The sequence below is a fragment of the Neorhizobium alkalisoli genome (assembly GCF_002968635.1).
GTDB classification, from domain to species: domain Bacteria; phylum Pseudomonadota; class Alphaproteobacteria; order Rhizobiales; family Rhizobiaceae; genus Neorhizobium; species Neorhizobium alkalisoli.
The window spans coordinates 31,479-57,686 of the sequence record NZ_PVBN01000015.1; the positions used below are offsets into that span (position 1 = coordinate 31,479).

Annotated in this window: 21 protein-coding genes; 1 reads left to right on the forward strand and 20 read right to left on the reverse strand. The window is 59.7% G+C overall.

Annotation, left to right across the window (positions count from 1 at the left end):
- The first annotated feature begins 72 nt into the window (after positions 1 to 72).
- Positions 73 to 1,422 carry a L,D-transpeptidase family protein gene (locus tag C5L13_RS25270; protein WP_105386043.1) on the forward strand — a complete coding sequence of 450 codons (1,350 nt, stop codon included), beginning with the start codon at positions 73 to 75 and terminating at the stop codon, positions 1,420 to 1,422.
- A gap of 4 nt (positions 1,423 to 1,426) precedes the next feature.
- Here the strand turns inward: C5L13_RS25270 and dnaE are convergent, their stop codons facing one another.
- The 20 genes from dnaE to nuoF all read right to left on the reverse strand — a co-directional run bounded on the left by dnaE (position 1,427) and on the right by nuoF (position 25,984).
- Positions 1,427 to 4,924 carry a DNA polymerase III subunit alpha gene (dnaE, locus tag C5L13_RS25275; RefSeq protein WP_105386044.1) on the reverse strand — a complete coding sequence of 1,166 codons (3,498 nt, stop codon included), beginning with the start codon at positions 4,922 to 4,924 and terminating at the stop codon, positions 1,427 to 1,429.
- Positions 4,925 to 5,253: 329 nt separating this feature from the next.
- Positions 5,254 to 5,970, reverse strand: a complete 717-nt coding sequence (locus C5L13_RS25280) for a phosphatase PAP2 family protein (protein ID WP_105386045.1) — start codon at positions 5,968 to 5,970, stop codon at positions 5,254 to 5,256.
- 29 nt (positions 5,971 to 5,999) lie between these two features.
- On the reverse strand, positions 6,000 to 6,818 hold the full coding sequence (locus C5L13_RS25285) for a DUF1206 domain-containing protein (protein ID WP_105386046.1): 819 nt from the start codon (positions 6,816 to 6,818) through the stop codon (positions 6,000 to 6,002).
- 134 nt (positions 6,819 to 6,952) lie between these two features.
- Positions 6,953 to 7,636, reverse strand: coding sequence for an ABC transporter ATP-binding protein (locus tag C5L13_RS25290; RefSeq protein WP_105386047.1), 684 nt, complete (start codon positions 7,634 to 7,636; stop codon positions 6,953 to 6,955).
- An 11-nt stretch (positions 7,637 to 7,647) separates the two neighbouring features.
- Positions 7,648 to 8,955, reverse strand: coding sequence for a lipoprotein-releasing ABC transporter permease subunit (locus tag C5L13_RS25295; RefSeq protein WP_105386048.1), 1,308 nt, complete (start codon positions 8,953 to 8,955; stop codon positions 7,648 to 7,650).
- Between the two features lie 80 nt (positions 8,956 to 9,035).
- A complete protein-coding gene (gene proS / locus C5L13_RS25300) occupies positions 9,036 to 10,361 on the reverse strand; it encodes a proline--tRNA ligase (protein ID WP_105386049.1) in 1,326 nt (441 codons plus the stop codon).
- Positions 10,362 to 10,880: 519 nt separating this feature from the next.
- Positions 10,881 to 11,150, reverse strand: coding sequence for a DUF1467 family protein (locus C5L13_RS25305; protein WP_105386050.1), 270 nt, complete (start codon positions 11,148 to 11,150; stop codon positions 10,881 to 10,883).
- 160 nt (positions 11,151 to 11,310) lie between these two features.
- The gene (gene mce, locus C5L13_RS25310) at positions 11,311 to 11,715 is read right to left on the reverse strand and encodes a methylmalonyl-CoA epimerase (RefSeq protein ID WP_105386051.1); all 405 of its coding nucleotides are present in this window, start codon (positions 11,713 to 11,715) and stop codon (positions 11,311 to 11,313) included.
- A 25-nt stretch (positions 11,716 to 11,740) separates the two neighbouring features.
- Complete coding sequence (locus tag C5L13_RS25315) at positions 11,741 to 13,408, reverse strand: ribonuclease J (protein ID WP_105386052.1); 1,668 nt, start codon at positions 13,406 to 13,408, stop codon at positions 11,741 to 11,743.
- A gap of 7 nt (positions 13,409 to 13,415) precedes the next feature.
- Positions 13,416 to 14,186: a biotin--[acetyl-CoA-carboxylase] ligase gene (locus C5L13_RS25320; protein WP_105386053.1), complete on the reverse strand. Its 771-nt coding sequence runs from the start codon at positions 14,184 to 14,186 to the stop codon at positions 13,416 to 13,418.
- Positions 14,187 to 14,188: 2 nt separating this feature from the next.
- On the reverse strand, positions 14,189 to 15,631 hold the full coding sequence (nuoN, locus tag C5L13_RS25325; RefSeq protein ID WP_105386054.1) for an NADH-quinone oxidoreductase subunit NuoN: 1,443 nt from the start codon (positions 15,629 to 15,631) through the stop codon (positions 14,189 to 14,191).
- 18 nt (positions 15,632 to 15,649) lie between these two features.
- A complete protein-coding gene (locus C5L13_RS25330; RefSeq protein WP_105386055.1) occupies positions 15,650 to 17,161 on the reverse strand; it encodes an NADH-quinone oxidoreductase subunit M in 1,512 nt (503 codons plus the stop codon).
- Positions 17,161 to 19,161, reverse strand: coding sequence for an NADH-quinone oxidoreductase subunit L (gene nuoL, locus C5L13_RS25335; RefSeq protein WP_105386056.1), 2,001 nt, complete (start codon positions 19,159 to 19,161; stop codon positions 17,161 to 17,163). The genes C5L13_RS25330 and nuoL overlap by 1 nt, the downstream gene beginning before the upstream one ends.
- 7 nt (positions 19,162 to 19,168) lie before the next feature.
- Entirely contained in the window at positions 19,169 to 19,477 is a 309-nt protein-coding gene (gene nuoK, locus C5L13_RS25340) for an NADH-quinone oxidoreductase subunit NuoK (protein WP_085423062.1), read from the reverse strand.
- Between the two features lie 20 nt (positions 19,478 to 19,497).
- Positions 19,498 to 20,112 carry an NADH-quinone oxidoreductase subunit J gene (locus C5L13_RS25345; RefSeq protein WP_105386057.1) on the reverse strand — a complete coding sequence of 205 codons (615 nt, stop codon included), beginning with the start codon at positions 20,110 to 20,112 and terminating at the stop codon, positions 19,498 to 19,500.
- A 147-nt stretch (positions 20,113 to 20,259) separates the two neighbouring features.
- On the reverse strand, positions 20,260 to 20,751 hold the full coding sequence (nuoI, locus tag C5L13_RS25350) for an NADH-quinone oxidoreductase subunit NuoI (RefSeq protein ID WP_105386058.1): 492 nt from the start codon (positions 20,749 to 20,751) through the stop codon (positions 20,260 to 20,262).
- A 40-nt stretch (positions 20,752 to 20,791) separates the two neighbouring features.
- On the reverse strand, positions 20,792 to 21,835 hold the full coding sequence (gene nuoH / locus C5L13_RS25355) for an NADH-quinone oxidoreductase subunit NuoH (protein WP_105386136.1): 1,044 nt from the start codon (positions 21,833 to 21,835) through the stop codon (positions 20,792 to 20,794).
- Positions 21,836 to 21,843: 8 nt separating this feature from the next.
- Positions 21,844 to 23,925 (reverse strand): NADH-quinone oxidoreductase subunit NuoG, encoded by a 2,082-nt coding sequence (gene nuoG, locus C5L13_RS25360; RefSeq protein ID WP_105386059.1) that lies wholly within the window; start codon positions 23,923 to 23,925, stop codon positions 21,844 to 21,846.
- Positions 23,926 to 23,982: 57 nt separating this feature from the next.
- Complete coding sequence (locus C5L13_RS25365; RefSeq protein ID WP_245571464.1) at positions 23,983 to 24,675, reverse strand: 5' DNA nuclease; 693 nt, start codon at positions 24,673 to 24,675, stop codon at positions 23,983 to 23,985.
- A gap of 4 nt (positions 24,676 to 24,679) precedes the next feature.
- Positions 24,680 to 25,984 (reverse strand): NADH-quinone oxidoreductase subunit NuoF, encoded by a 1,305-nt coding sequence (gene nuoF, locus C5L13_RS25370; RefSeq protein WP_105386061.1) that lies wholly within the window; start codon positions 25,982 to 25,984, stop codon positions 24,680 to 24,682.
- Positions 25,985 to 26,208 lie beyond the last annotated feature (224 nt).

The following is a 26,208-nucleotide window of genomic DNA, read 5'->3' on the forward strand; positions in this document are numbered from 1 at the left end:
CGCCCCACGGAAAATCTTCGTTAAACCTCGTTAGCTAATATGCCGCCTGTGTATTGCGTATAGGGTCGGGACATGCTGCGTCGTATTGCGTTCGGAATTGGGCTCTTGTCGGCGACCGTGCTGTCGCATCCGGCTTTGGCGGAAGGCGCCCGCACACTTCAGATCATCGTTTCCAAGGACAAGCAGCAGCTGGTCGTCTATGACGGAGACGAGGTCGTGACCACCTCGAAAGTGTCGACAGGCAAGGCCGGCCACGCGACACCGAGCGGCATCTTTTCGATCCTCGAAAAGCGCAAATACCACGAATCGAATATCTATTCGAATGCGCCGATGCCCTGGATGCAGCGGCTGACATGGTCGGGTATAGCGCTCCACGAATCCAACAGCGTACCCAACTATCCGGCGTCGCACGGCTGCGTTCGCATGCCCGGCGCATTTGCAAAATCCCTCTTCCAGATGACCGAGCAAGGCGCGCATGTGATCATTACCGACGCGCCGGTCGAGCCCGAGCGGATCGACCATGCCGGTCTGTTTCGCCCCCGCAAACCGCTTCCGACCGGGCCTTTGATGTCCGACGTCGAGTTGCGAGCCTCCGCAATCCGCGCGGGCGACAAGCCCATCGAAGTAGCCATGAATGTCGTGCCGGGCAATCCTGCTGCCGTGCATCCGGTCCCCGCCCCCGCAATAGCCGCAGCAGACCCTGACGCTGCCCCGCTACGGATCCTGATCACCCGTCGAGGTGAACGGGAGACACTGATGGATGCCCAGTTGCTGCTTCAGGATTTGGGTTTCGAGACCGGCGGATCGGACGGATATTCAGGGCCGCTCACCCGACAAGCCATTGCCGGCTTCAAGCGCTGGAAAGGGCTTTCCCAAAAGGGGCCGCTGCTGACACCCGAATTTCTGGCGTCACTTTACGAAACAGCCGGCAAACCCCAGCCCCCTGCAGGGCAGATCATGGTGCGGCGGAGTTTCGAGCCGCTGTTCGAAGCACCGATCGGCATCAAGAATCCGGAAATCGCGCTCGGCACCCATTTCTTTACCGTGGACAAGGTGGAGCGTAACGCCGAAACCGCCGAATGGATCGCTCTGACGCTGCCGAATCAACTCGGCGAAGCAACCGAGCAGCGGCTTGGCATCACCGCCACCGAAGATCGCTCCGCGCCGGCAACCGCTGCCAGCGCTCTCGACCGGATCGAGATCCCAGCCGATATCCGCGACCGGATCGAGACGCTCATGACCGACGGCACATCGGTGACGATCAACGACCAGGGTATCGGGCCTGAGACCGGCAAGGGGACGGATTTCGTCACTGTCACCCATCCGCAGCGCCAAGCGGCGGTCCAGGCATCCGTTGCAAAGGTCCGCCCGGTGCGTCAAACGTCCGCCGCTTCGAAACTCCGCGGAATCGGGCTGTATTGAAGGCCTAAACCAGTTCCACGTCGAGAACGCCCGGTGCAGTCCTGAGTGCTGCGGCTATCTCTGGGGAAATGCGGTATTTCTCCGTCAACTCCACCTCGATCTCCCGCTTGCCGTCATCCTTGATGACGACGAAGGAGACGAGCCCGTCGCCCCTTGCGTTGAGATGCCGTGCAACCGCCTTCAACGGTCCGGAATCCCGAACGTAGACGCGCAGCGCCTTCTGCATCTGCACCGATTTCTCTTCCAGCGACTGGGCGGTCTGAATCCGCAGACCAATGCCTTCCGGCCGCTCTTCTGCCTGCACGGTAATCACCAGCGATTTGCCCGGCTCGAGGAGATCGCGATACTGCGCCAATCCCTCCGAAAACAGCACCGCTTCGAACTGACCGGACGAATCTGAAAACGCGACAATGCCCATCTTGTTGCCGGTGCGGGTTTTGCGTTCCTGCTTGCTCGTTACCGTTCCAGCCAGGCGGCCGGCCGTCGCGCCCTGCTTCACGGCAGCGGAGAAATCCGCAAACGTCTGAACGCGCATCTTGGCGAGCACGGCGGCATAGGAATCGAGAGGATGGGCCGATAGATAGAAGCCCAGGACCTGATACTCGCGCATCAGCTTTTCCGATGGAGTCCAGGGATTGAACTGCGGCAGGACAAGCTTTTCCGGACCGGCACTTGCTGAGGATCCGAAGAAATTCGACTGGCCGCTGACCTTCTCTTCCTGAGCGCGCTGCGCATAACCGATGATGCGGTCGAGGCCCCCGATGAGCTCTGCGCGGTCTATTCCGAAGCAGTCGAACGCGCCGGCCGAAATCAGGCTTTCCATCACGCGACGATTGATCTGCTTGGGGTCGATACGAAGGCAGAAGTCCTCAATGCTCTTGAAAGGCCGCTCGCCGCGCACCTGGGTGATGTGCTCAACGGCCGATTCACCCACGCCCTTGAGAGCCGCGAGCGCGTAGTAGATCTTGTTTTCACCCGTCTCGAAATGCCGGAAGGAGGTCTGGACGGACGGCGGAATGACGGCAATACCGAGACGACCAGCATCCTGGCGGAAGTCGTTCAGCTTTTCGCTGTTTGCCATATCGTAGGTCATGGATGCGGCAAGGAATTCGACCGGGTAGTGCGCCTTCATATAGGCCGTCTGGTAAGAGACGATCGCGTAAGCGGCGGCGTGCGATTTGTTGAAACCGTAGTTGGCGAACTTGGCAAGCAGTTCGAAGATGTTGTTGGCCTGCGGCTTGGAGACGCCGTTCTTGATGGCGCCATCGACAAAGCGTTCGCTCTGCTGGTCCATCTCCGCCTTGATCTTCTTGCCCATGGCGCGGCGCAGCAGGTCGGCCTCGCCGAGCGAATAGCCCGACAGGACCTGGGCGATCTGCATGACCTGCTCCTGGTAGACGATGACCCCTTGGGTCTCCTTCAAGAGATGGTCGATCATCGGATGGATCGACTCGATCTCCTCCTCGCCGTGCTTGCGGGCGTTGTAGGTCGGGATGTTTTCCATCGGGCCCGGACGGTAAAGGGCCACCAGCGCGATAATGTCCTCGATGCAGTCCGGCCGCATGCCGATCAGCGCCTTGCGCATGCCGGCACTTTCCACCTGGAACACGCCGACCGTCTCGCCGCGCGAGAGCATCTCGTAGGTCTTGGTATCGTCCAGCGGGATCTTGGCCAGATCGACCTCGATGCCACGCTTGCGGCAGAAATCGACCGCGGTCTTCAGGACCGTCAGCGTCTTCAGACCGAGGAAGTCGAACTTCACCAGGCCCGCCTGCTCCACCCATTTCATGTTGAACTGGGTGACCGGCATGTCGGAACGCGGGTCCCGGTACATCGGCACGAGCTTCGACAGTGGCCGGTCGCCGATGACGATACCGGCAGCGTGGGTCGAGGCGTGACGGTAAAGACCTTCGATCTTCTGGGCGATATCGAGGAGGCGGGCGACGACGGGCTCCTTGTCGGCCTCCTCCTGCAGCTTCGGCTCTTCCTCGATCGCCTTTGAAAGCGGCGTCGGGTTCGCCGGGTTGTTCGGCACCAGTTTGCAGATCTTGTCGACCTGACCATACGGCATTTCCAGCACGCGACCGACGTCGCGAAGCGCGGCGCGCGCCTGCAACGAACCAAAGGTAATGATCTGCGCAACCTGCTCGCGGCCGTATTTCTGCTGCACGTAGCGGATCACCTCTTCGCGGCGATCCTGGCAGAAGTCGATGTCGAAGTCCGGCATCGAGACGCGGTCCGGATTGAGGAAGCGCTCGAACAGAAGCGAGAAGCGCAGCGGATCGACGTCGGTAATGGTCAGCGCATAAGCGACCAGCGAGCCCGCCCCCGAACCACGGCCCGGACCGACCGGAATGCCCTGCTGCTTGGCCCATTTGATGAAGTCGGCAACGATCAGGAAGTAGCCCGGGAATTTCATCTTCTCGATGACGCTGAGCTCGAAATCCAGCCGTTCGCGATAATCCTCTTCGGTATAGCCGCGCGTCATGCCGAGGGTAGCGATGCGCTCTTCCAGACCCTCGATCGATTGGCGACGAAGTTCGTCCGCCTCGGCGCGCTCGGCTTCGGCCGGATCGTCCGTCGCGCCGGTGAACCTCGGCAAAATCGGATTGCGGGTCTTCAGGATGAAGGAGCAGCGCCTGGCGATCTCGACGGTGTTTTCCAGCGCCTCCGGCAGATCGGCGAAGAGGGCGGCCATTTCGGCCCGGCTTTTCAGATAGTGGTCCGGCGTCAGACGAAAGCGGCTGTCGTCGGAAACGATAGCATTGTGGGCAACTGCCATCAGCGCGTCATGGGCGTCGTAGTCAGCCTTGGACGGAAAGAAAGCCTCGTTGGTGGCGACCAGCGGTAGATCATGGTCGTAGGCGAGCGTCACCATCTTGTGCTCGTGGCGCCGGTCGTAGGAGCCGTGGCGCTGCAGTTCGACATACAGCCGATCGCCGAACATCTCCTTCAGCTTGAGCAGTCTTGCCTCGGCAAGCGTGGCATTGCCTTCCTTGAGGACCACGTCGACCGGACCGGTGCCGGCGCCGGTCAGCGCGATCAGGCCCTCGGTGCCGCCCTCTTCCAGCCAGGAGCGGCAGATATGGGTGGAGTGATGTCCCTCGCCGCCAAGATAGGCGCGGCTGATGAGGTCAACGAGCCGCTCGTAGCCGACGGCATTGGCCGCCAGCACGACGATCGCCGGCAGCTTGGCGAGCTGCTGGTGGCTGTTGCGCCGTTCGTCCGACTGGTCTTCCATGTCGATCGACAGCTGGCAGCCGATGATCGGTTGCAAGCCATCGCCGATCGCCTTCTGGGCGAATTCCAGTGCGACGAAGAGATTGTTGGTATCGGTGATGGCGATCGCGGGCTGATTGTCCGCCACCGCCTTGGAAAGAATCTTCTTGAGAGGCAGCGCCCCTTCAAGCAGCGAATAGGCAGAATGAACCCGGAGATGGACGAATTGCGGGGAAGCCGCCTGCTCTTCGGCTCCCGTGCTTGTCTGCGTCAAATCTGCCATGTCCGCGCCATACCCATTTCATGAATCGGGTCATTTTCCAGTGCGGCGTCCAGAGAGTCCAGTTCGGATTTCCTTGCTCAACGTCTTTCGGAGATGCGCTCCGAAATCACATTGCCATGACGATCATGGAAAGGCTGGCCACGAAGGTGGCGATGGAAGCAAATGCGGCAATGTCACGAAGAAGGTCAGTCATCGTCGTCTCCCTTGTTCCTTTATGTTTTCAATTTGTTCTCATTTTGTTTGAGAGTCAACAGCGGAACAAAACAGGAATTGGAGATTCTGCATTATGGTTAAGGTGGGCTCCTTTTCCTCCAGCATGAAACGCTTGATCAGGCGTCTGTAGATGGTTTCGCCGAGATGAAGCGGCGAGCGATCATCCAGCAACCGACGGCCCATGTAGCGCCGCCGCACCAGCCGCCCAAGACATCCGTGGGATAATGGACACCTAGATAAATCCGGCTGAATCCGATCAAGAGCGTGAGGAATATTGCGGCCGCGATCAGGAAAATACGCGTGGACCGATATGGCTGTGCTCGCGACAAAAGTGCGCCAAGCGTCAGATAGGTGACGGCAGAAAGCATCGCGTGTCCGCTTGGAAAACTGAGATCGTAGACCTCGATCAGATGCGGCACGATATCCGGCCTCGGCCTGGCGACGCCGAGCTTCAAGGCATTGCTGACCAGCCACCCGCCGAGGATCGATAGGAACATAAAGATGGCTATCGCCCTCTGCCGAGCCAAGAGAAGATAAATGGTTCCCATGACAGTCATCAGCGACAGGACGGTGGTGCCGCCGAGAGCCGTAATGTCATCGAGAGCGTGGCTAAGCCAATAGGGTCCCACCGGTGTCGACAGGTCAGCCGTCGTTCTCAGAGCAAGCAGAACGCGCTCGTCAAACGCACGTGTATCGCCTTCAACGACCTCACTTGTCAGGTTGAAGAAGAGGAACAGGCCTCCCGCCAGAAATGCGAACATCATCAGACCGATCGGCTCGAAGGTCATGAACCTTTCGACGATCCTCTGCCTCATCCGAGAGTGGAAGACCATGTTCTCCTTCCTGTCGTTCTTTGCTGGTCTCAGACCGTTAGCGCGTGCCGCGCCTCAGAAAGCGTCGGCGGGGCGATATTCCTGAAGCGCGCCTCGATCAGGCCATAGGCACCAAAGGCAAAAAGGCCAAGAGCAACCAGAGCATATAGAATGGAACCGAACGGCAGCTGGCGTATCCAGGCGAGCGCCTCCGCCGAACTCCCTGCTTGCGACGGATCGACCGCGACCGCCGCATAAATGAAGAAACCGCCGAAGATCAGAAAGACCGCGCCGCGCGCCACCAGCCCGTACATGCAAATGCCGTTCAGGACAGATCTCCGTTTCCAGTCGGGGTTAAAATATTTCAGGTAGCTTTTCTTCATTCCCTTGACGATCTGCGCCACTCCGGCTGCGATGATGGCAATGCCCACCACCCCCACCAGATAGGGACCGAAGGGCTGTTGCATCAACCATGCCGCCCAACTTTTTTCACCGCCCGCCTGGCTGCCGCCAAGCCCCACATCCAGTGCCTGCTCCATGGCATAAAGCGCCAGACCGGCATAAGTGGCGGCACTGACGAAAAGTGCAGCCCTTACCGCGTAGCCTTTGGCGTCGGGGGCGTGCCTGTCGGTGTTGAAGATTGCCTGCACCACCCGCCACAGGACAAAACCGATCAGCCCGACGCCGATCAGCCCCAGCCAGGTCGCTCCAAGCGGCTGCTCCAGGACGAGCTGCAGGGCCGATTTGGTGTCAGGTTCTCCGCCACCAAAACTGGTCAACAGCGCCATGCCTCCAATGAGGATATAAACGACACCGCGCGCAGCATAACCAAAGCGCGCCAGCCGTTCGAACTTCGCTTCCTTCAGCATCCGGCTCCTCCCATGAGGCAGGTGCAACGCATGTCTGCGGTCCCTGTTCCACCGGACGTTCAGGAGCGATCCGGAGAGGGTCTGGCGAGGCGAGCGAACTAAAGCCTCATGCCTTTGGCCTTGCCAGAGGCTCGTTACATCTCGACGACCTTGCCGCCTTCGATCGTTACGCGGCGGTCCATGCGCTGGGCAAGGTCATGATTGTGGGTGGCGATGAGGGCGGCAAGGCCCGATTGGCGAACCAGGGCTTCCAGGGCTTCGAAGACATAAGATGCCGTCTTCGGATCGAGATTGCCAGTCGGCTCGTCGGCCAGAAGCACGCGCGGCGCGTTCGCGACGGCTCGGGCGATCGCCACGCGCTGCTGCTCGCCGCCGGAAAGCTCCGCCGGGCGGTGATCGGCCCGGTGGCCGATGCGCATGTAGTCGAGGAGCTGGCTTGCGCGTTCCTTGGCTTCGGTCTTTGGAAGACCCGCGATGAGTTGCGGCATCATGATGTTTTCCAACGCCGAGAACTCAGGCAGGAGATGATGGAACTGGTAGACAAAGCCAATCTGGCTGCGCCGGATGGCCGTGCGCTCGTCGTCGCTCAGGTCGTTGCAGGGCTGACCGCCGATAAAAACTTCGCCGCCATCCGGATGTTCAAGCAAACCAGCCAGATGCAGCAGCGTCGACTTGCCGGTACCGGACGGGGCGACCAGTGCGACCGTCTCTCCACTTCTGAGTTCGAAGTCGGCTCCCTTGAGGATTGAAAGCGTGGTCTCGCCCTGGCCGTAAATGCGTTCGACACCAGAGAGTTGCAGGACGGATTTACGTGACAAGGATGCGGGTCCTATTCGTACCGAAGGGCCTGGACGGGATCGAGCTTCGAAGCCCGCCATGCAGGAAAGATCGTCGCGATGAACGAAAGCGCCAGCGCCATGATTACCACCGACAACGTTTCACTCAAGGTCATCTCGGCCGGCAATTGGCTCAGGAAATAAAGTTCCGGATCGAAGAGCACGGTGCCCGACAACCAGGAAAAGAACTGCCGGATGGACTCGATGTTGAGGCACACGAGGACACCCAACACCACGCCCGCGATCGTGCCGACAATGCCGATCGCCGCCCCGGTCATGAAGAAAATCCGCATGATCGCGCCGGCGCCTGCACCCATGGTGCGCAGGATCGCGATGTCGCTGCCCTTGTCTTTCACGAGCATGATGAGACCGGAAATGATATTGAGCGCTGCCACGAGCACGATCAGCGTCAGGATCATGAACATCACGTTCCGCTCCACCTGAAGCGCAGAGAAGAAGGTCTGATTGCGCTGGCGCCAGTCGGTGATGAATATCTGCCGCCCGGCGGCGGCTTCCACGAGCGGGCGTAAGGCATCGACATTGTCGGGGTTGTCGATAAAGAGCTCGATCGACTGCACGATGCCATCGGCATTGAAATAGAGCTGCGATTCCTCGAGTGGCATATAGATGATCGTCGCATCGTATTCCGACATTCCAATCTCGAAGATGCCGGATACCGGATAGGATTTCACACGCGGATTGACGCCCATCGGCGTCACGTCGCCCTCAGGGGAAATGAGTGTGATCTGATCCCCCGCACTCAGGCCCAGCTGCGCGGCAAGCCTTGAGCCGACAAGCACGCCCTGCCCCGAGGCAAAACCCACCATGTCGCCGGATTTCACATTTCCGGCGACCTCGGTCAGCTTTTCGAGATCTTCCGGACGGACGCCGCGGACCAGTGCTCCCGACCCCGCACCGCCGCGACCCGAAGCCAGCGTCTGACCTTCCACCAAGGGCAAAGCCATCTTTACCCCCGGGACGGCAGCGAATTTTCGCGTCAGTTCGGCGTAATCGTTGAAAGGACCGTCGATCGGCTGGACGATCATATGGCCATTGATGCCAAGGATGCGGGAAATGAGTTCGGTGCGGAAGCCGTTCATCACGGCCATGACGATGATGAGCGTCGCAACACCGAGCATGATGCCGACGAAGGAGAACCCAGCAATTACGGATATGAACGCTTCGCGCCGCCGAGAGCGGAGGTAACGCCAGGCGACCATGCGCTCGAAGGCCGAAAAAGGACCCGCCGAGGCGGAGCGGCCCGCCTTTTCCGTTTCACCATTCGTCGCGACGCTCGCCATTCAGTCTCCTCAACCTGCCCAGTCTCTGTCTTTCGCAGCTCCAGAGACAAGATCTGGAACTGCTCCGGCAAATCGCCGTATCAGGCTCCGGCGAGCTTGTTCATGGCCGCTTCGAGAGTGAGCACTTCGCGCTCGCCCGTCTTGCGGTCCTTGAGCTCCACCTCGCCGTTGGCGGCGGAGCGCGGGCCGACAATCACCTGGAACGGCACACCGATCAGATCGGCCGTGGCGAACTTGGTTCCGGCGCGCTCATCCGTATCGTCATAGAGCACGTCCTTGCCAATCGTCGTGAGCCCGCTATGGACGGTCTCGGAAAGGCGGTCGCAGGCTTCGTCGCCGGGCTTCATGTTGATCACCACGACGTCGAAAGGCGCCACCGATGCCGGCCAGATGATTCCGTTCTCGTCATGCGATGCTTCGATGATGGCGGGAACAAGGCGGGTTGGTCCGATACCATAGGACCCCATGTGGACAAGATGTTCCTTGCCATCCGGGCCTTGCACCTTGGCGCCCATGGGCTCGGAATATTTGGTGCCGAAATAGAAGATATGGCCAACCTCGATGCCCCGGGCAGAAAGCCGGTCCCCTTCCGGGATGGCGTCAAACGCGGCCTCGTCATGCATTTCTGATGTCGCCGCATAAACGGACGTCCACTTGTCGAAGATGGCCTGGAGGCCTGCAACATCATCAAAATCGGTTTCTGCGCTCGGAATTTCGAAATTCACGAAATCCTTGTGGGAAAATACTTCCGACTCGCCGGTATCGGCCAGGATGATGAACTCATGGGAAAGGTTGCCGCCGATCGGGCCGGTATCGGCGCGCATGGGGATGGCGCGCAGCCCCAGCCGCGCGAAGGTGCGCAGGTAAGCGGCGAACATCTTGCGATAGGAATGTTCGGCAGCTTCCTTCGTCAGGTCGAAGGAATAGGCATCCTTCATCAGGAATTCACGGGACCGCATGGTGCCGAAGCGCGGACGGATCTCGTCGCGGAACTTCAACTGGATGTGGTAGAGATTGAGCGGCAGGTTCTTGTAGGATTTGACGTAGGACCGGAAGATGTCCGTGATCATTTCCTCGTTGGTGGGACCATAAAGCATCGGACGGTCCTGGCGGTCCTTGATGCGCAGCATTTCCTTGCCGTAGGCATCGTACCGACCGCTTTCCTGCCAGAGCTCGGCGGACTGCAGCGTCGGCATCAAAAGCTCGGTCGCGCCGGCGCGGTTCTGCTCCTCGCGAATAATGGCGTTGACCTTGTCCAGAACCCTCTTGCCGAGCGGCAGCCATGAATAGATGCCCTGGCTCTGCTGGCGGATCATGCCCGCACGCAGCATCAGCCGGTGGGACACGATTTCCGCTTCCTTGGGGTTTTCCTTCAGAATGGGCATGAAATAGCGGGAAAGGCGCATCGAGATTTCCGAGGTTGCCGGGCCTACTTCTCGGTCGAGGATTCGGCCATTTTTTGAGGATATTCGCGCCGGTACATAGCGGTTTCAGGGGACGATGGGAACCCGCCCCTGCGGGAATCGCGTGAAAGCCAGCGATTCGGCGCTGGGACTGAAGATCGCGAAAAAGCGGAGATTTCGTGGCAAGTCAGGGACATTTGTGTCAACGGAAAAATTTTATTGGAGTGTGTCAAAAATACAAAAAAATCGAGTGACAAAGCCCAACCGTTGGGCTAGGTTCAGCTCACAAAAGAGGCAAGGAGTTCAAATTCTTGCCAATTCGCGGTCAAGTCTTGGGAGGATCAGATCTTAGGCGCGCTTGTTCGCTGCCCCGGCAACGGTTAAGGATCACGCGAAACTAGAAACAAGGCTTAACCGCCTTGTTTTTTTTTGCCTTGAAATCAGAGCTGCTTGCCTGATTGGACGTGCCCGCTATGCATCGGAAGCGTAACAAGAATATGACACGCTCCGCGAGCTGATCGTCTATTCGAAGTTTGGCACGATGTTCGGAATGTCGGTAATCCCGAAGCCGAACCAGGTCGAAGCAAGATGATAGGCAGCGTAAAGCGCAGCCGAGATCAGGGTCGTGAGTATCACGACACGGCCGCCACGGAATTTCGTAGGAGCGCTCTCGACCGTTCCGAGTGTCACCTCGCCGTCTTCCTGCTGGCTGCGATAGCCGAGCGGCAGGACCATGAAGAGCACGGTCCACCAAAGAATGAAATAGATGGCCGCGACCGTCAGCAGGGACATGATCTCTTTTCCGGGTTGAAGAAACAGGCGGCGTTATAGGACGAAAGCCGCTGAAGCTCAAACGGCGACGTCGGACGGGATGTCGCAGCCTGCCATCGTGAATCCGGCTCGGCACCGAACGCGCGGAAACCATTGTGTTTTCCGCAGTCTTCGGACTGGTTCAGACCTCTTCGAGCTCGACCAGCGTACCGTTAAAATCCTTGGGATGCAGGAAGATGACCGGTTTTCCGTGGGCGCCGGTTTTCGGGTTGCCGTCACCCAGCACGCGCGCGCCGCCGGCCTTCAGCCGGTCGCGCGCAGCCAGGATATCCTCCACTTCGTAACAGATGTGGTGCATGCCACCTGCCGGGTTCTTCTCCAGGAAAGCTGCGATGGGCGAGCCCGCGCCAAGCGGCTCGAGAAGCTCGACCTTGGTATTTTCAAGCTCCACGAAGACCACCGTGACGCCGTGTTCCGGAAGAGCCTGGGCTTGGGAGACGCGCGCACCCAAAGCGTCGCGATAGGTCGCGGTGGCAGCGGACAGGTCCGGCACCGCGATGGCTATGTGATTGACGCGTCCGAGCATGACCTCTTCCTTCCGGTCTCTCCGTTCACAGTCGCGTCACGAATACCGTCACGACCGGTTTCTTGCCCCATGTCTCGTTGGCGGCGGCGCGCACCGCCCGGCGGACCGCCTCGCGCAGCAGGTCGAGATCCTTGCGGCGCGCGCGAGGAATGCTTTCGATGGCCCCGAGCACGGCATCGTAGAGAGCATCCTCCATGTCCTCCCCCTCGTCATCGAATTCCGGCAAGCCAAACGATACCAGATCGGGATCCGTCAGGAACTCGTAGCGGTTGTCGAGAAGCACATTCACCGCGACATGACCGACATAGGAGAGCTTGCGCCGATCGCCGATGCCCATTTCTTCAAAATCGCCGATGAGCTTGCCGTCCTTGAATATACGGCCATGCGGTGCCTCGTCGACGACTTCAGCCGGTCCTGGCGCAAGGCGGAGTATATCGCCATTGCGCACCCGCGGTATGGTCTTGATGCCGGCCGATGCGGCAAGTTCGGCTTGCGCCGTCAGGTGTGCCGCCTCGCCATGCACGGGCACCAGGATCTGCGGTCGCGTCCATTCGTACATCTTGAGGAGTTCGTTGCGGCGCGGATGACCCGAGACATGCACCAGCGCGTCTGAATCGGTGACAACCTTGACGCCCTGTTCGATGAGACCGTTCTTGATTTCTATGATGGCCTTTTCGTTGCCCGGAATGGTACGCGAGGAGAAGACCACCGTGTCTCCGGCCGACAAAGCGACGTTGCGCATCTCGTCGCGCGCGAGCTTGGCAAGCGCTGCGCGCGGCTCGCCCTGGCTGCCGGTGAGGATCACGACGATCTTGTCGCGCGGAATATAGCCGTACTCGTCTTCGGCTATGAATGGCTTCAGGCCTTCCATTATGCCGATGTCGCGGGCGACATCGACGACACGCTTCAAGGAACTTCCGAGCAGCAGCACCTCCCGGCCTGCGGCTTCAGCGGCCTGCGCGATCGAGCGGATGCGGCCGACATTCGATGAAAAGGTGGTGATTGCGACGCGGCCTTCCGCCCCTTCGATCACCTTGCGCAGGCCCTCGGAGACCTCCTCTTCCGAAGGCGACACACCTTCGCGCATCGCATTGGTCGAGTCGCACATCAGAGCCAGTACGCCCTCGTCACCAAGTTGGCGGAACCGCTGCTCATCGGTCAGGGGTCCGAGCGTCGGCGCTGCGTCGATTTTCCAGTCGCCGGTATGTATGACATTGCCGAGCGGCGTGCGGATGACGAGCGACATCGGTTCAGGGATCGAATGATTGACCCCTACCGCTTCGATTTCGAAGGGGCCGATGCTGATGCGGTCACCCGCATTGAAGATCGTGACCGGAATATCGGCGCGGGAGCCCTCATAGTTTCGCTTCGCTTCCAGCATGCCCGCCGTGAACGGCGAGGCATAGACCGGCACGTTGAGACCCGGCCACAGATCGTTCATCGCACCATAGTGGTCCTCGTGGGCATGTGTGATGATCATGGCCTTGAGGTTATTGCGCTGTCCGGCGAGATAGCGGATGTCGGGGAGAACCAGATCGACACCCGGCAGGTCGAGTCCCGGGAAGGTGACCCCGCAATCGACCATGATCCACTGGCGCTTCTCCGGCGAACCATAGCCGTAGAGGGCGAGGTTCATGCCGATCTCGCCCACGCCGCCGAGCGGCAGAAACACCAGTTCTTCCTGTTTTGCCATTTCTCTCTTATTCCGTTTTGTCGAAAAATACATCACCCGCAGCAATCGGCAAAATCTTGCCGTGCCCGGTTTCAAGCATCAGAAAACCCTTGTCATCGATACCTGCGAATGTGCCCACAAGCGAGCGGTCGGACAGGTTTACGGTGATTTTTTCGCCGATGCCGCAGGCGACGGCACGCCAGCGACTGCTGATCTCTGCCATCCCACGCCCCTCATCCCAAACCTTCAGAACTTCAGCCATCTCTCTGAAGAGATGTGCAAAAACCTCCTCCGGAGAAGCACCGAATCCATGATCGGCAAGCCGCGTGACACCATAGGGCACTTCCTGAGGCATATGGCGGATATTGATGCCGATACCGATGACGAGCGCGCGGCGGCCATCCGGCAACCCCTCGCCTTCCAGAAGAATACCGCAGGTCTTCTTGCGGCCGATCAGGATATCATTCGGCCATTTGACTTCGATCGGCTCGCGGCCCGGCGGCAACACGGCGCGGATCGCCGCATGGGCGGCGACAGCGACGGCCAAAGGCAGCGAGGCCAGACGCTCCGGAGGAGCCGGGTCGATCAACAGCAAGGAGGCGTAGAGGTTACCCGGTTCAGAAGTCCAGGCACGCCCGCGCCTGCCACGCCCGGCAAGCTGACGGCCGGCGGTGATCCACAACAAACCGAAATCGCCCGCGCGAGCGCGGGCGAGACATTCGCTGTTTGTGGAACCGACTTCGCTCAGAGCTTCGTGGCGAAACTCATCAAGGGAAAACCGGTTGCCCCGAGCTGTCATCCTCAGAAGAAGGACTTGGCTGCTGCATTTGCAGCAATGCCGATCGGGCCACCGAAGAGTACGTAGGCCGTGACGAAGAGCCCGGAGAGACCGAAGACCAGGCGCAGTTCTCCGGAAATGCGGGCGAACTCACCCTGGGCTTCATCGAACCACATCAGCTTGACGATGCGCAGGTAATAGTAGGCACCCACGACCGAAGAAAGCACGCCGATGATCGACAACGCATAGAGCTTGGCTTCGATCGCTGCCACAAACACGAAATACTTGGCGAAGAAGCCGGCCAGCGGCGGAATACCCGCCATCGAGAACATCAGCGCCGTCAGCACGATCGCCATGAACGGCTTGGTGGACGAAAGCCCGGCGAGATCATCCACGTTTTCGACATTGCCGCCTTCCTTGCGGCGCATCGCCATGATGCAGGCGAAGGTTCCAAGCGTCATGACCATATAGATCGTCATGTAGAGCACGACGCCGGAGACGCCGGTTTCGGAACCTGCAGCGAGGCCTACCAGGGCGTAACCCATGTGGCCGATCGACGAATAGGCCATCAGCCGCTTGATGTTGCGCTGGCCGATCGCGGCGAAGGAGCCGAGCAGCATCGAGGCGATCGATACGAAGACGATGATCTGGCGCCAGTCTGTCAGGATCGGCAGGAAGGCCTCCGACACGATGCGGACGAGGATCGCCATCGCGGCGACCTTCGGACCGGCGGCAAAGAAGGCGGTGACCGGGGTCGGCGCGCCTTCATAAACGTCCGGCGTCCACATGTGGAACGGCACAGCCGAGATCTTGAAGCAAGCACCGGCGAGTATGAAGACCATGCCGAAGATGAGGCCCATGTGCCGGGGCTCGGAGCTCAGTATCCCGGCAATTTCGTCAAAACCGGTATTGCCGGTGAAGCCGTAGACCAGCGACATGCCGTAGAGCATCATGCCGGAGGACAGGGCGCCAAGGACGAAGTACTTGAGGCCCGCCTCAGTCGAACGGATGCTGTCGCGGTTAAAGGCGGCGATCACATAGAGCGCCAGCGACATCAGTTCGAGGCCGAGATAAAGCGCAATAAGGTCATTCGCAGAGATCAGCAGCATCATGCCGAGCGTCGAGAGGACCAGCAGAACCGGAAATTCGAACCGGTCGAGTTGATCCGACTGGGCGCGGCCGACGGACATGACCATGGCGACGATCGAGCCCATCAGAGCGAGGACCTTCATGAACCGGGCGAACGGATCGAGCATGAACGCGCCGCCATAGGCTTCGCCCTCGCCGGGCATGAAGATCAGCCAAAGTCCGGCCACCAGAAGCAGCGCCACCGCAAGACCGGTGACCGTTGGCGTCGACTTGTCGCCGGAGAAAACGCCGATCATCAGGAGAGCCAGCGCGCCCACGGCCAGAATGATCTCCGGCATTGAGAGCTGCAGGCTTAGGGAGAGTATTTCAGCGGTCATGTCCTGTCGTGTCCCGTCTCAGTGCACATTGAGTGCAAGGTCTTTCGCCGCCTGCAGGGCTGCGGAATAATTGTTCACCAGCTGATCTACCGAGGCCGCCGTCGCATCGAAGATCGGAGCCGGATAGAAGCCATAGAAGATGGTGAGCGCGACCAGCGGATAGAGAATGACCTTCTCACGCGCCGAAAGGTCGAGCAGACCTTTGAGGCTTTCCTTCTCCAGCGCGCCGAAGATCACCCGGCGGTAGAGCCAGAGTGCATAGGAGGCCGAGAGAATGACACCCGTGGCAGCGAAAAGCGCAACCCAGGTATTGACCCGGAAGACGCCGATGATCGTCAGGAATTCCCCGACGAAACCAGAGGTGCCCGGCAAGCCGACATTCGCCATCGTGAAGACCATGAAGGCGACGGCGTATTTCGGCATGTTGTTGACAAGCCCGCCATAGGCCGCAATTTCGCGGGTGTGGAGGCGATCATAAACGACGCCGACGCAAAGGAAGAGCGCGCCGGAGACGATGCCGTGCGACAGCATCTGGAAGAGCGCTCCCTGCAGGCCCTGCACGTTGGCCGCAAAGATACCCATCGTGACGTAGCCCATATGAGCCACGGAGGAATAGGCGATCAGCTTCTTGATGTCGTCCTGCATCATCGCGACCAGCGAGGTGTAGATGATCGCAAGCACCGAGAGTGTGAAGACGAAGGGCGCGAAATAATCGGACGCCAAGGGGAACATGGCGAGCGAGAAGCGCACGAAACCATAGCCTCCGAGCTTCAGCATGACGCCGGCCAGGATGACCGAGCCAGCGGTCGGAGCCTGGACGTGCGCGTCCGGAAGCCAGGTATGGACCGGCCACATCGGCATCTTGACCGAGAAGGCCGCGAAACAGGCGAGCCAGAGCCAGGTCTGCATGCCGCCCGGGAAGCCGTACTTCAACAGTTCGGTAATGTCGGTCGTGCCGGTCTGCCAATACATGGCCATGACGGCGAGCATCATCAGCACCGAACCGGTAAGCGTGTAGAGGAAGAACTTGTAGGATGCGTAGACCCGGTCCTTGCCGCCCCAAACCCCGATGATAACGAACATCGGAATAAGCGTCGCTTCGAAGAAGACGTAGAAAAGTACGATGTCCAGCGAAACGAAGACGCCGACCATGACCACTTCCAGGAGGAGGAAGGCGATCATGTATTCCTTCAGGCGCTTGCCCACGGAGTCCCAGCTGGCAAGCACGCAGAAGGGCATCAGGAAGGTTGTGAGGATGACGAACAGCATGGATATGCCGTCGACGCCCAGATGATAGGAGATGCCGGTGCCGAGCCAAGCATGCTTCTCGACCATCTGGAAGCCGGGATTGGAATTGTCGAAACCGATCCAGATGAACAACGATACCACGAAGGTGAAGGTCGTCGTGAACAGGGAGACATTCAGGATGTTGCGGCGACCGTAGGTGCCCTCCTCCCGCGTGAGCAGCAGAAGCAGGACGCCGACCAGCGGCAGGAAGGTGACCGTCGAGAGAATTGGCCAGTCGGTCATTAGATTGAGCTCCCGAGCATCATCCAGGTGACGAGGGCGGCGATGCCGATCAGCATCGCGAACGCATAGTGATAAAGGTAACCGGACTGCAGCTTGACCACCCGGTTGGTGACGTCGACGACACGGGCGGCAACGCCGTTCGGGCCGTAGGTATCGATGACACCGATGTCACCCTTCTTCCACAGGAACCGGCCAAGCGCCTTGGCGGAACGGACGAAGAGGAAGTCGTAGAGTTCGTCGAAGTACCATTTGTTCAGCAGGAACTCGTAGAGAACCTTTTGCGACTGCGCCAGACGACGCGGCATCGAAGGCGACTTGATATACATGTACCAGGCCGTCACGAAGCCGAGCGCCATCGCTATGAACGGGCTCCACTTCACGAGCCCCGGCACGTGATGGAATTCTTCAAGAATTTCGTTTTCCGGCAGCGTGAACAGGGCGCCTTTCCAGAACTGCGCATATTCGTGGCCGAAGAAATGACCTTCGAAGAGAACACCGGCCAGAACGGCACCTATTGCGAGAAGGTAGAGCGGCACGAGCATGACCATCGGCGATTCATGCACATGGTGCATCACGTCGGCGGAGGCGCGTGGCTTGCCGAAGAAGGTCAGGAAGGCCAGGCGCCAGGAATAGAAGCTGGTGAAAAGCGCTGCGATCACCAGGAGCGTGAAAGCGATACCGGATACTGCCGAATGGGAAGCATAGGCGGACTCGATGATCACGTCCTTGGAGAAGAAACCGGCGAAGCCGAACATCGTGCCGGGGATGCCGACGCCGGTGAGCGCAAGCGTGCCGATCGTCATCATCCAGAAGGTGATCGGGATATGCTTCCTCAAGCCACCCATGTAGCGCATGTCCTGCTCGCCATCGACGGCATGGATGACCGAGCCGGCACCTAGGAACAGCAGAGCCTTGAAGAACGCGTGCGTGAAGAGGTGGAAGATCGCCGCGCCATAGGCACCGACCCCCAACGCCACGAACATATAACCGAGCTGCGAGCAGGTCGAATAGGCGATGACGCGCTTGATGTCGTTCTGCACCAGGCCGACTGTCGCTGCGAAGAATGCGGTGATCGCCCCGATAAACGTCACGACGGTGAGCGCGTCATGCGACAGTTCGAAGATCGGCGACATACGGGCGACAAGGAAAACCCCGGCCGTGACCATGGTTGCGGCATGGATGAGCGCCGACACCGGTGTCGGGCCTTCCATGGCATCCGGCAGCCAGGTGTGCAGCAGGAACTGCGCCGACTTGCCCATGGCGCCCATGAAGAGCAGCAGGCAGACAACGGTTATCGCGTTGGCCTTGTCGAGCGTCATGCCGAAGATGTTGATGATCGCCTGTCCAGCCTCCGGCGAGCCTTCGGCCGGCAGGTAGCTGGCGGCTGCAGCAAAGATCGTCTCGAAGCTGATCGAGCCAAATAGGACGAACACACCGGCGATGCCGAGTACGAATCCGAAGTCGCCGACGCGGTTGACGATGAAGGCTTTCATGGCCGCGGCCGAAGCCGACGGCTTCTTGTACCAGAAGCCGATCAACAGATAGGACGCGAGACCGACGCCTTCCCAACCGAAGAACATCTGGGCGAGGTTGTCGGCGGTCACCAGCATCAACATGGCGAAGGTGAAGAGCGACAGATAGGCGAAGAAACGCGGCCGATGCGGATCGTGGTGCATGTAGCCGATCGAATAGATGTGCACCAGCGACGACACGGTATTGACGACGACGAACATGACTGCCGTCAGCGTATCGACGCGGAAAGCCCATTCGACGTCGATGCCGCCGGACTGGATCCAGCGCATCACTTCGACCTTGATGACCTCATGGCCGTCGCCATGGGCAAGTGCGATATTGAAGAAGACGATCCAGGACAGGATTGCCGCGATCACCATGAAGCCGCTGGTGACGTATTCGGACGCCTTGGCACCGATCGAGCGGCCGAACAGGCCGGCGATCAGGAAGCCGATCAGGGGAAGGAAGACGATTGCCTTGTAGATCATGACCTGATCAGCCCTTCATCATATTGACGTCTTCGACGGCGATCGAACCACGGTTGCGATAGAAGACGACGAGAATTGCAAGACCGATGGCCGCTTCCGCAGCAGCAACGGTCAGAATGAACAATGCGAAGACCTGGCCGACGATGTCGTTCAGGAAGGAGGAGAAGGCCACCATGTTGAGGTTGACCGAAAGCAGGATCAGTTCGACCGACATCAGGATGATGATGACGTTCTTGCGGTTCAGGAAGATGCCGAACACGCCGAGAATGAACAGGATGGCGCTGACCGTGAGATAATGGGAAAGTCCGATTTCCATTTCTTTTTCCTTTTTCCGCCTCAGACGCCCTGACCCGGCTTGACCTTGACCACCTCGACGGCGGTCGCGGGCGTACGGGCCACCTGCTTGGAAATATCCTGGCGCTTGATGTTGGTGCGGTGACGCAGCGTCAGCACGATCGCGCCGATCATCGCCACCAGCAGAACAAGGCCGGCGATCTGGAAGAAATACACATAATTCGTATAGAGCACGTCGCCGAGGGCGGCAGTGTTGGTGCGCTCCGCCGGGTTAGGGATCGGCATGGTTATCGACCGAGCCGCATCAGGGGTCAGGACGCTGCCGCCGATGACGACGATCAATTCCGCCGCGACGATCAACCCGATGAGTATCCCGACCGGCGCGTATTGCAAAACGCCCGAGCGCAGTTCTGCGAAGTCGATATCGAGCATCATGACCACGAAGAGGAAGAGAACCGCGACCGCGCCGATATAGACGACCAGCAGGATCATCGCCAGGAACTCGGCACCCGTCAGCAGGAAGAGCCCGGCCGCGTTGAAAAAGACGAGGATGAGGAAGAGCACCGAGTGAACGGGGTTTTTGGCCGAAATGACCATAAACGCCGACGCCACCGCGATGAACGCGAAGAGATAGAAGAAGATAGCCTGCAGACCCATCGTGGTGCCTTTTCGTCCCTCACCGGGACCGGAGCGAATGCTCCTTCCCGTCGAAACCCGGTCGCGTCCTACGCACCGGGCACTTTATCCAGAAATCATCGGCGCACTGCCCGCAAATGCGGCGGCACCGACAGATGCGTCCCGCTCTTAGCGATAGGGCGCATCCAGAGCGATATTGCGGGCGATCTCCCGCTCCCAGCGGTCGCCGTTCTCGAGAAGCCGCGCCTTGTCGAAGTAAAGTTCTTCGCGGGTCTCGGTCGAGAATTCGAAGTTCGGTCCCTCGACGATCGCGTCGACCGGGCATGCCTCCTGGCAGAAACCGCAATAGATGCACTTCACCATATCGATGTCGTAGCGCACGGTGCGGCGGGTGCCATCGTTGCGGCGCGGACCTGCTTCGATGGTGATGGCTTGAGCAGGACAGATCGCCTCGCAGAGCTTGCAGGCGATGCAGCGCTCTTCACCGTTCGGATAACGACGAAGCGCGTGCTCGCCGCGGAAGCGTGGCGAATAATACATCTTTTCGAACGGGTAGTTGATCGTTGCCTTCTGCTTGAAGAAGTAGCGCATCGATAGGAAGAACGCGCCTACAAACTCCTTGAGGAACAACGAATTAATGGCTTGGCCGAGACTTGCCATCCTTATTCTCCAATGATGCCGGAAGCCAACATGGCCATGGTCATGCCCATCCTGTCAGCTTCAGCACGAATGCGGTGATGATGACCATTGCAAGCGACAGCGGCAGGAACACCTTCCAGCCAAGGCGCATGAGTTGGTCGTAGCGGTAGCGAGGCACGAAAGCCTTCACCATTGCAAAGAGGAAGAAGACGAACGATCCCTTCAGCACGAACCAGATAATGCCGGGGACCCAGTTGAGCACGGCGATATCGAGCGGCGGCAGCCAGCCACCCAGGAAAAGGATCGTCGTCAGCGAGCAGATGAGCAGGATGGCGGCATATTCGCCGAGCATCAGCATCATGTACGGAGCGGAGGAATATTCCACCATGTAGCCCGCAACCAGTTCCGATTCCGCTTCCGGAAGATCGAATGGCGGGCGATTGGTTTCCGCCAATCCCGAGATGAAGAAGATCACGAACATCGGGAACAGCGACAGCCAGTGCCAGTCGAGGAAGGAATTCGGCAGGCCCACCATGGTGCCGAGACCGTCCTTCTGGGCATAAACGATGTCTGAGAGGTTCAGCGAACCCACGCAGAGAAGAACCGTCACGATCACAAAGCCGATCGATACTTCGTAAGACACCATCTGTGCCGCAGAACGCAAAGCGCCGAGGAATGGATACTTCGAGTTCGAGGCCCAGCCCGACATGATGATGCCGTAGACTTCAAGCGAGGAGATCGCGAAGACATAGAGGATGCCGACGTTGATGTTGGCAATCACCCAGTTCTCATTGAGCGGGATGACCGCCCAGGTCGCAAGCGCCAGTGTCACGGACACGAGCGGAGCCAGAAGGAAGACGCTCTTGTTGGCGCCAGCCGGAATGATCGGCTCCTTGAAGACGAACTTCAAAAGATCGGCGAAGGACTGGAACAGGCCGAAGGGGCCGACGACGTTCGGACCGCGGCGCAACTGGACGGCAGCCCAGATCTTGCGGTCGGCAAGCAGGATATAGGCGATAAAGACGAGCAGGCAGACCAGCAGCAGCAGCGACTGTGCGACCATAATCAGGCCCGGCCAGACATAGATGGAAAAGAACGAGTCCATGTTCAAAATTACTCCGCCGCAGCCTGGAAATTGTTGCGGGCCAATGCCGAGCACTCGGCCATCACTGCCGAAGCTCGTGCAATCGGGTTCGTCAAATAGAAGTCTTTGATCGGCGACGCAAACCCGGACTTCGTCATCCCACCGGGTTTTTGACCAAGTGCGGCAATTTCGTTCACCGAACCCGCTGCGATCTCGTCCAGGGCGGCAAAATGCGGGTAGTCCGCATAAAGTTTCGCACGCAGAGCCGGCAACGAATCGAACGGCAGCTTATTTCCGAGCACATCCGAAAGAGCGCGCAGAATTGCCCAATCTTCACGAGCGTCGCCCGGCGCAAAGCCCGCGCGCGTGCTCATCTGGACCCGGCCTTCGGTATTGACCCAGGTACCGGACTTTTCCGTATAGGCCGCACCGGGCAGGATGACGTCGGCATTGTGCGCACCGGCATCCCCGTGGCTGCCGATATAGACGGTAAACTTGGCACCCTTCTTCGAAAAATCGAGCTCATCGGCGCCGAGCAGGAAGAGCACGTCCGTGTCGCCCAGCATTTGTGCAGCAGTGCCGCCCTTGGTTCCCGGTACGAAGCCGAGATCGAGGCCGCCGACGCGGGCGGCAGCCGTGTGCAGCACCGCAAAGCCGTTCCAGTCTTCCGTCAATGCGCCGACCGAGCCTGCGAGCTGGGCGGCGGCGGCAAGAACCGCAGCACCATCCGGACGCGCGAGAGCTCCCTGCCCTACGATGATCATCGGGTTCTTGGCATTGCGCAGCTTGTCCACAAAGCTGTTCGCACCGGAGGCAAGCTCGGAAAGCGTTTCCGGGCCGGCGCCGAGATAGTCGTAGACGTACCGCAATTCGCTAACTTCGCCGATCACGCCGATCGGGAAGTTGCCTCTGCGGAAACGCTTGCGAATGCGGGCGTTGAGAACGGCGGCTTCGAGGCGCGGATTGGCGCCGATGAGAAGCAGCGCTCCCGCCTGTTCAATGCCTTCAATCGTCGGATTGAAGATGTAGCTTGCACGGCCGAGCGACGGATCAAGCGCCGTCCCGTCCTGCCGACAGTCGAGGTTTTCCGATCCGAGCGAACGGATCAGCTCCTTCAAGGCATACATTTCTTCGACGGATGCCAGGTCGCCGGCAATCGCGCCGATCCTGTCGGCAGAGGCCGAGGAAACCGCAGCCTTGATGGTGCCGAAGGCTTCGCCCCAGGATGCAGCCTGAAGGCGGCCATTCCTTCGAACATAGGGGCGGTCGAGACGCTGGGTCTTCAGACCATCCCAGATGAAGCGCGTCTTGTCGGAGATCCACTCTTCGTTCACCTGCTCATTGACGCGCGGCATGATGCGCATCACTTCGCGGCCGCGGGTGTCAACACGGATGGCCGATCCGACCGCATCCATGACGTCGATCGATTCCGTCTTGCCTAGCTCCCAGGGACGCGCGGTGAAGGCGAAGGGGCGCGAGGTCAGCGCTCCAACCGGGCAAAGGTCGATGACGTTGCCCTGCAGCTCGGAAGTCATGGCATGTTCGAGATAGGTGGTGATTTCGGCATCTTCGCCGCGGCCGATGAGACCCAGTTCGGAAATGCCGCCGACTTCCGTCGTGAAGCGGACGCAACGCGTGCAGTGAATGCAGCGGTTCATCACCGTCTTGACGAGCGGGCCGATATACTTGTCTTCGACGGCGCGCTTGTTTTCCGTATAGCGCGAGCTGTCGATGCCGAAGGCCATCGCCTGGTCCTGTAGATCGCATTCGCCGCCCTGGTCGCAGATCGGGCAATCCAGCGGATGGTTGATCAGCAGGAATTCCATCACGCCTTCGCGGGCCTTCTTGACCATCGGCGTATTGGTGAAGATTTCCGGCAGTTCGCCGTTCGGGCCACCGCGAACGTCGCGCACGCCCATGGCGCAGGACGCCGCCGGCTTCGGCGGTCCGCCCTTCACCTCGATCAGGCACATGCGGCAATTGCCCGCGACCGAAAGACGTTCGTGGAAACAAAAGCGCGGTACCTCGGCGCCGGCTTCCTCGCACGCCTGAAGCAGCGTGAAATGATCCGGAACCTCGATCTCCTTGCCGTCTACCTTCAGCTTTGCCATCGTATCACTTACGTCCCTAGTTCCATCCCTTGAGCCAAAAGCCCGGGACATAATCCTTTATTTCAACAGAGCTTTCGCCTGGCCGACCCAGTCGTCTCGCTTGATGCGCCCTTCGAAACCCAATTCCTTGTCAAAACGGGCGATGTCCGCATCCTTCCAGGCCGCGATCTGAGACACGCTCGTCACGCCGAGCCCCTTCAAGACCGCTTCCAGTTTTGGTCCGATACCGGAAATCCGTTTCAAATCATCGGCGCCGGACACGACTGCCGGCTTTCTTGCAACCGCCTTTTTGGCTTTGGCAACGGTGTTTGCCTCGGCCTTAACTTTAACAGGAGCATCAAGTTGCACGGGCTTTGCGACGACCTTCTTCTCGGTGGCGGGCTTACGGACCGGCTTTGCCTTGGGCTTTTCCGAGGCCGCGCCGGATGTCTTGGCAACGGGAGGCGCCTCGACGGCAGTTGCGGCAACCGGAGTGGTCGCCTCCGGCGTTTCCACAGCCGAGGCTTCGGCCTGCTTCTCAGCACCCCTCTGGCCGGCGGTTTCCATCGCTCCCTGCAGGGCTCCGAAGAAGGCGCTTGCCATCTGGTTCGCCAAACCGAAGCCTATCGCAGTCGCTGCGGCCACGGCGGCTGCCGAGTGGGCAAACAGCGGATTAAGCGACAGTGCCTCGGAAAAATCAGGCGCGCGTGCGCGATCAAGCGCCGGATCGTCCGCCGCCTCTATCTTCCGCTCGTCACCCTTCTTGGCCAAGTGCTTACTCCGCGGCTTCCATGACGGCGCCATGCGCCATGGCGTTGTAGGTATACTGGTCGATGCGCGCCTCGATCTCCGGCCGGAAATTGCGGATGAGGCCCTGGATGGGCCAGGCAGCCGCATCGCCGAGCGCGCAAATGGTGTGCCCTTCGATCTGCTTCGACACCTGCAAGAGCATGTCGATCTCGCGCTTCTGGGCGTTGCCCTTCACCATGCGCTCCATGACGCGCCACATCCAGCCCGTGCCTTCGCGGCAAGGCGTGCACTGTCCGCAGCTCTCATGCTTGAAGAATGCCGAGAGCCGGGCAATCGCCTTGATGACGTCGGTCGACTTGTCCATGACGATAATCGCGGCGGTGCCGAAGGACGACTTCTTGTCGCGCATTCCGTCGAAGTCCATAATCGCGTCGTCCATGTCCTCGCCCTTGATAATCGGGCAGGATGCGCCGCCTGGAATGACGGCGAGCAGGTTGTCCCAGCCACCGCGGATGCCGCCGGCATGCTTTTCGATCAGTTCACGGAACGGAATGCTCATGGCCTCTTCGACCGTGCATGGCTTGTTCACGTGGCCCGAGATCATGAAGAGCTTGGTGCCAACATTGTTCGGGCGGCCGATCGACGAAAACCAGCCGGCGCCGCGGCGCAGGATGGTCGGGGCAACGGCGATCGACTCGACGTTGTTGACAGTCGTCGGGCAGCCATAGAGGCCCATATTCGCGGGGAACGGCGGCTTCAGGCGCGGCTGGCCCTTCTTGCCCTCGAGGCTTTCGAGCAGCGCTGTCTCCTCGCCGCAGATATAGGCGCCGGCACCGTGATGAACGTAAATGTCAAAATCCCAGCCGTTCTTGTTGTTTTTACCCAACAATCCGGCGTCGTAACATTCGTCGATCGCCGCTTGGAGCGCCTCGCGCTCGCGCATATACTCGCCGCGCACGTAGATGTAGGCGGTGTGCGCAGTCATGGCAAAACCGGCAATCAAGCAACCTTCGATCAGCGTGTGCGGATCGTGGCGCATGATTTCGCGGTCCTTGCAGGTGCCGGGCTCGGATTCGTCGGCATTGACCACCAGGTAATGCGGACGACCGTCGCTTTCCTTCGGCATGAACGACCACTTGAGACCGGTCGGGAAGCCGGCACCACCACGTCCACGAAGACCGGAGGCCTTCATCTCGTTGATGATCCAGTCCCGGCCCTTCTCGATGATCTGCTTGGTGCCGTCCCAATGGCCGCGGCTCATGGCGCCCTTGAGCGACTTGTCCTTGAGGCCGTAGATATTGGTAAAGATGCGATCCTGATCTTTCAACATGATCTATTCCACAAGTCCGCCGAGATTGAGTCGGTCATTGTTTGGCATCATGCAGCCATTTTCGAAGGCCGCACAAGAATTCTCGATGATCACGACGGCTCACCTTCCGTCGTCGTCTTGCGCCGCGTGCGCTTCGGCTTCAAATCGCCCGATACCGCGCCCGGTTCCGGGGGAGCACCCTCCGCAGCGCTGCCTGCCGCCTTAGGATCGGGCTCGCTCTTCGC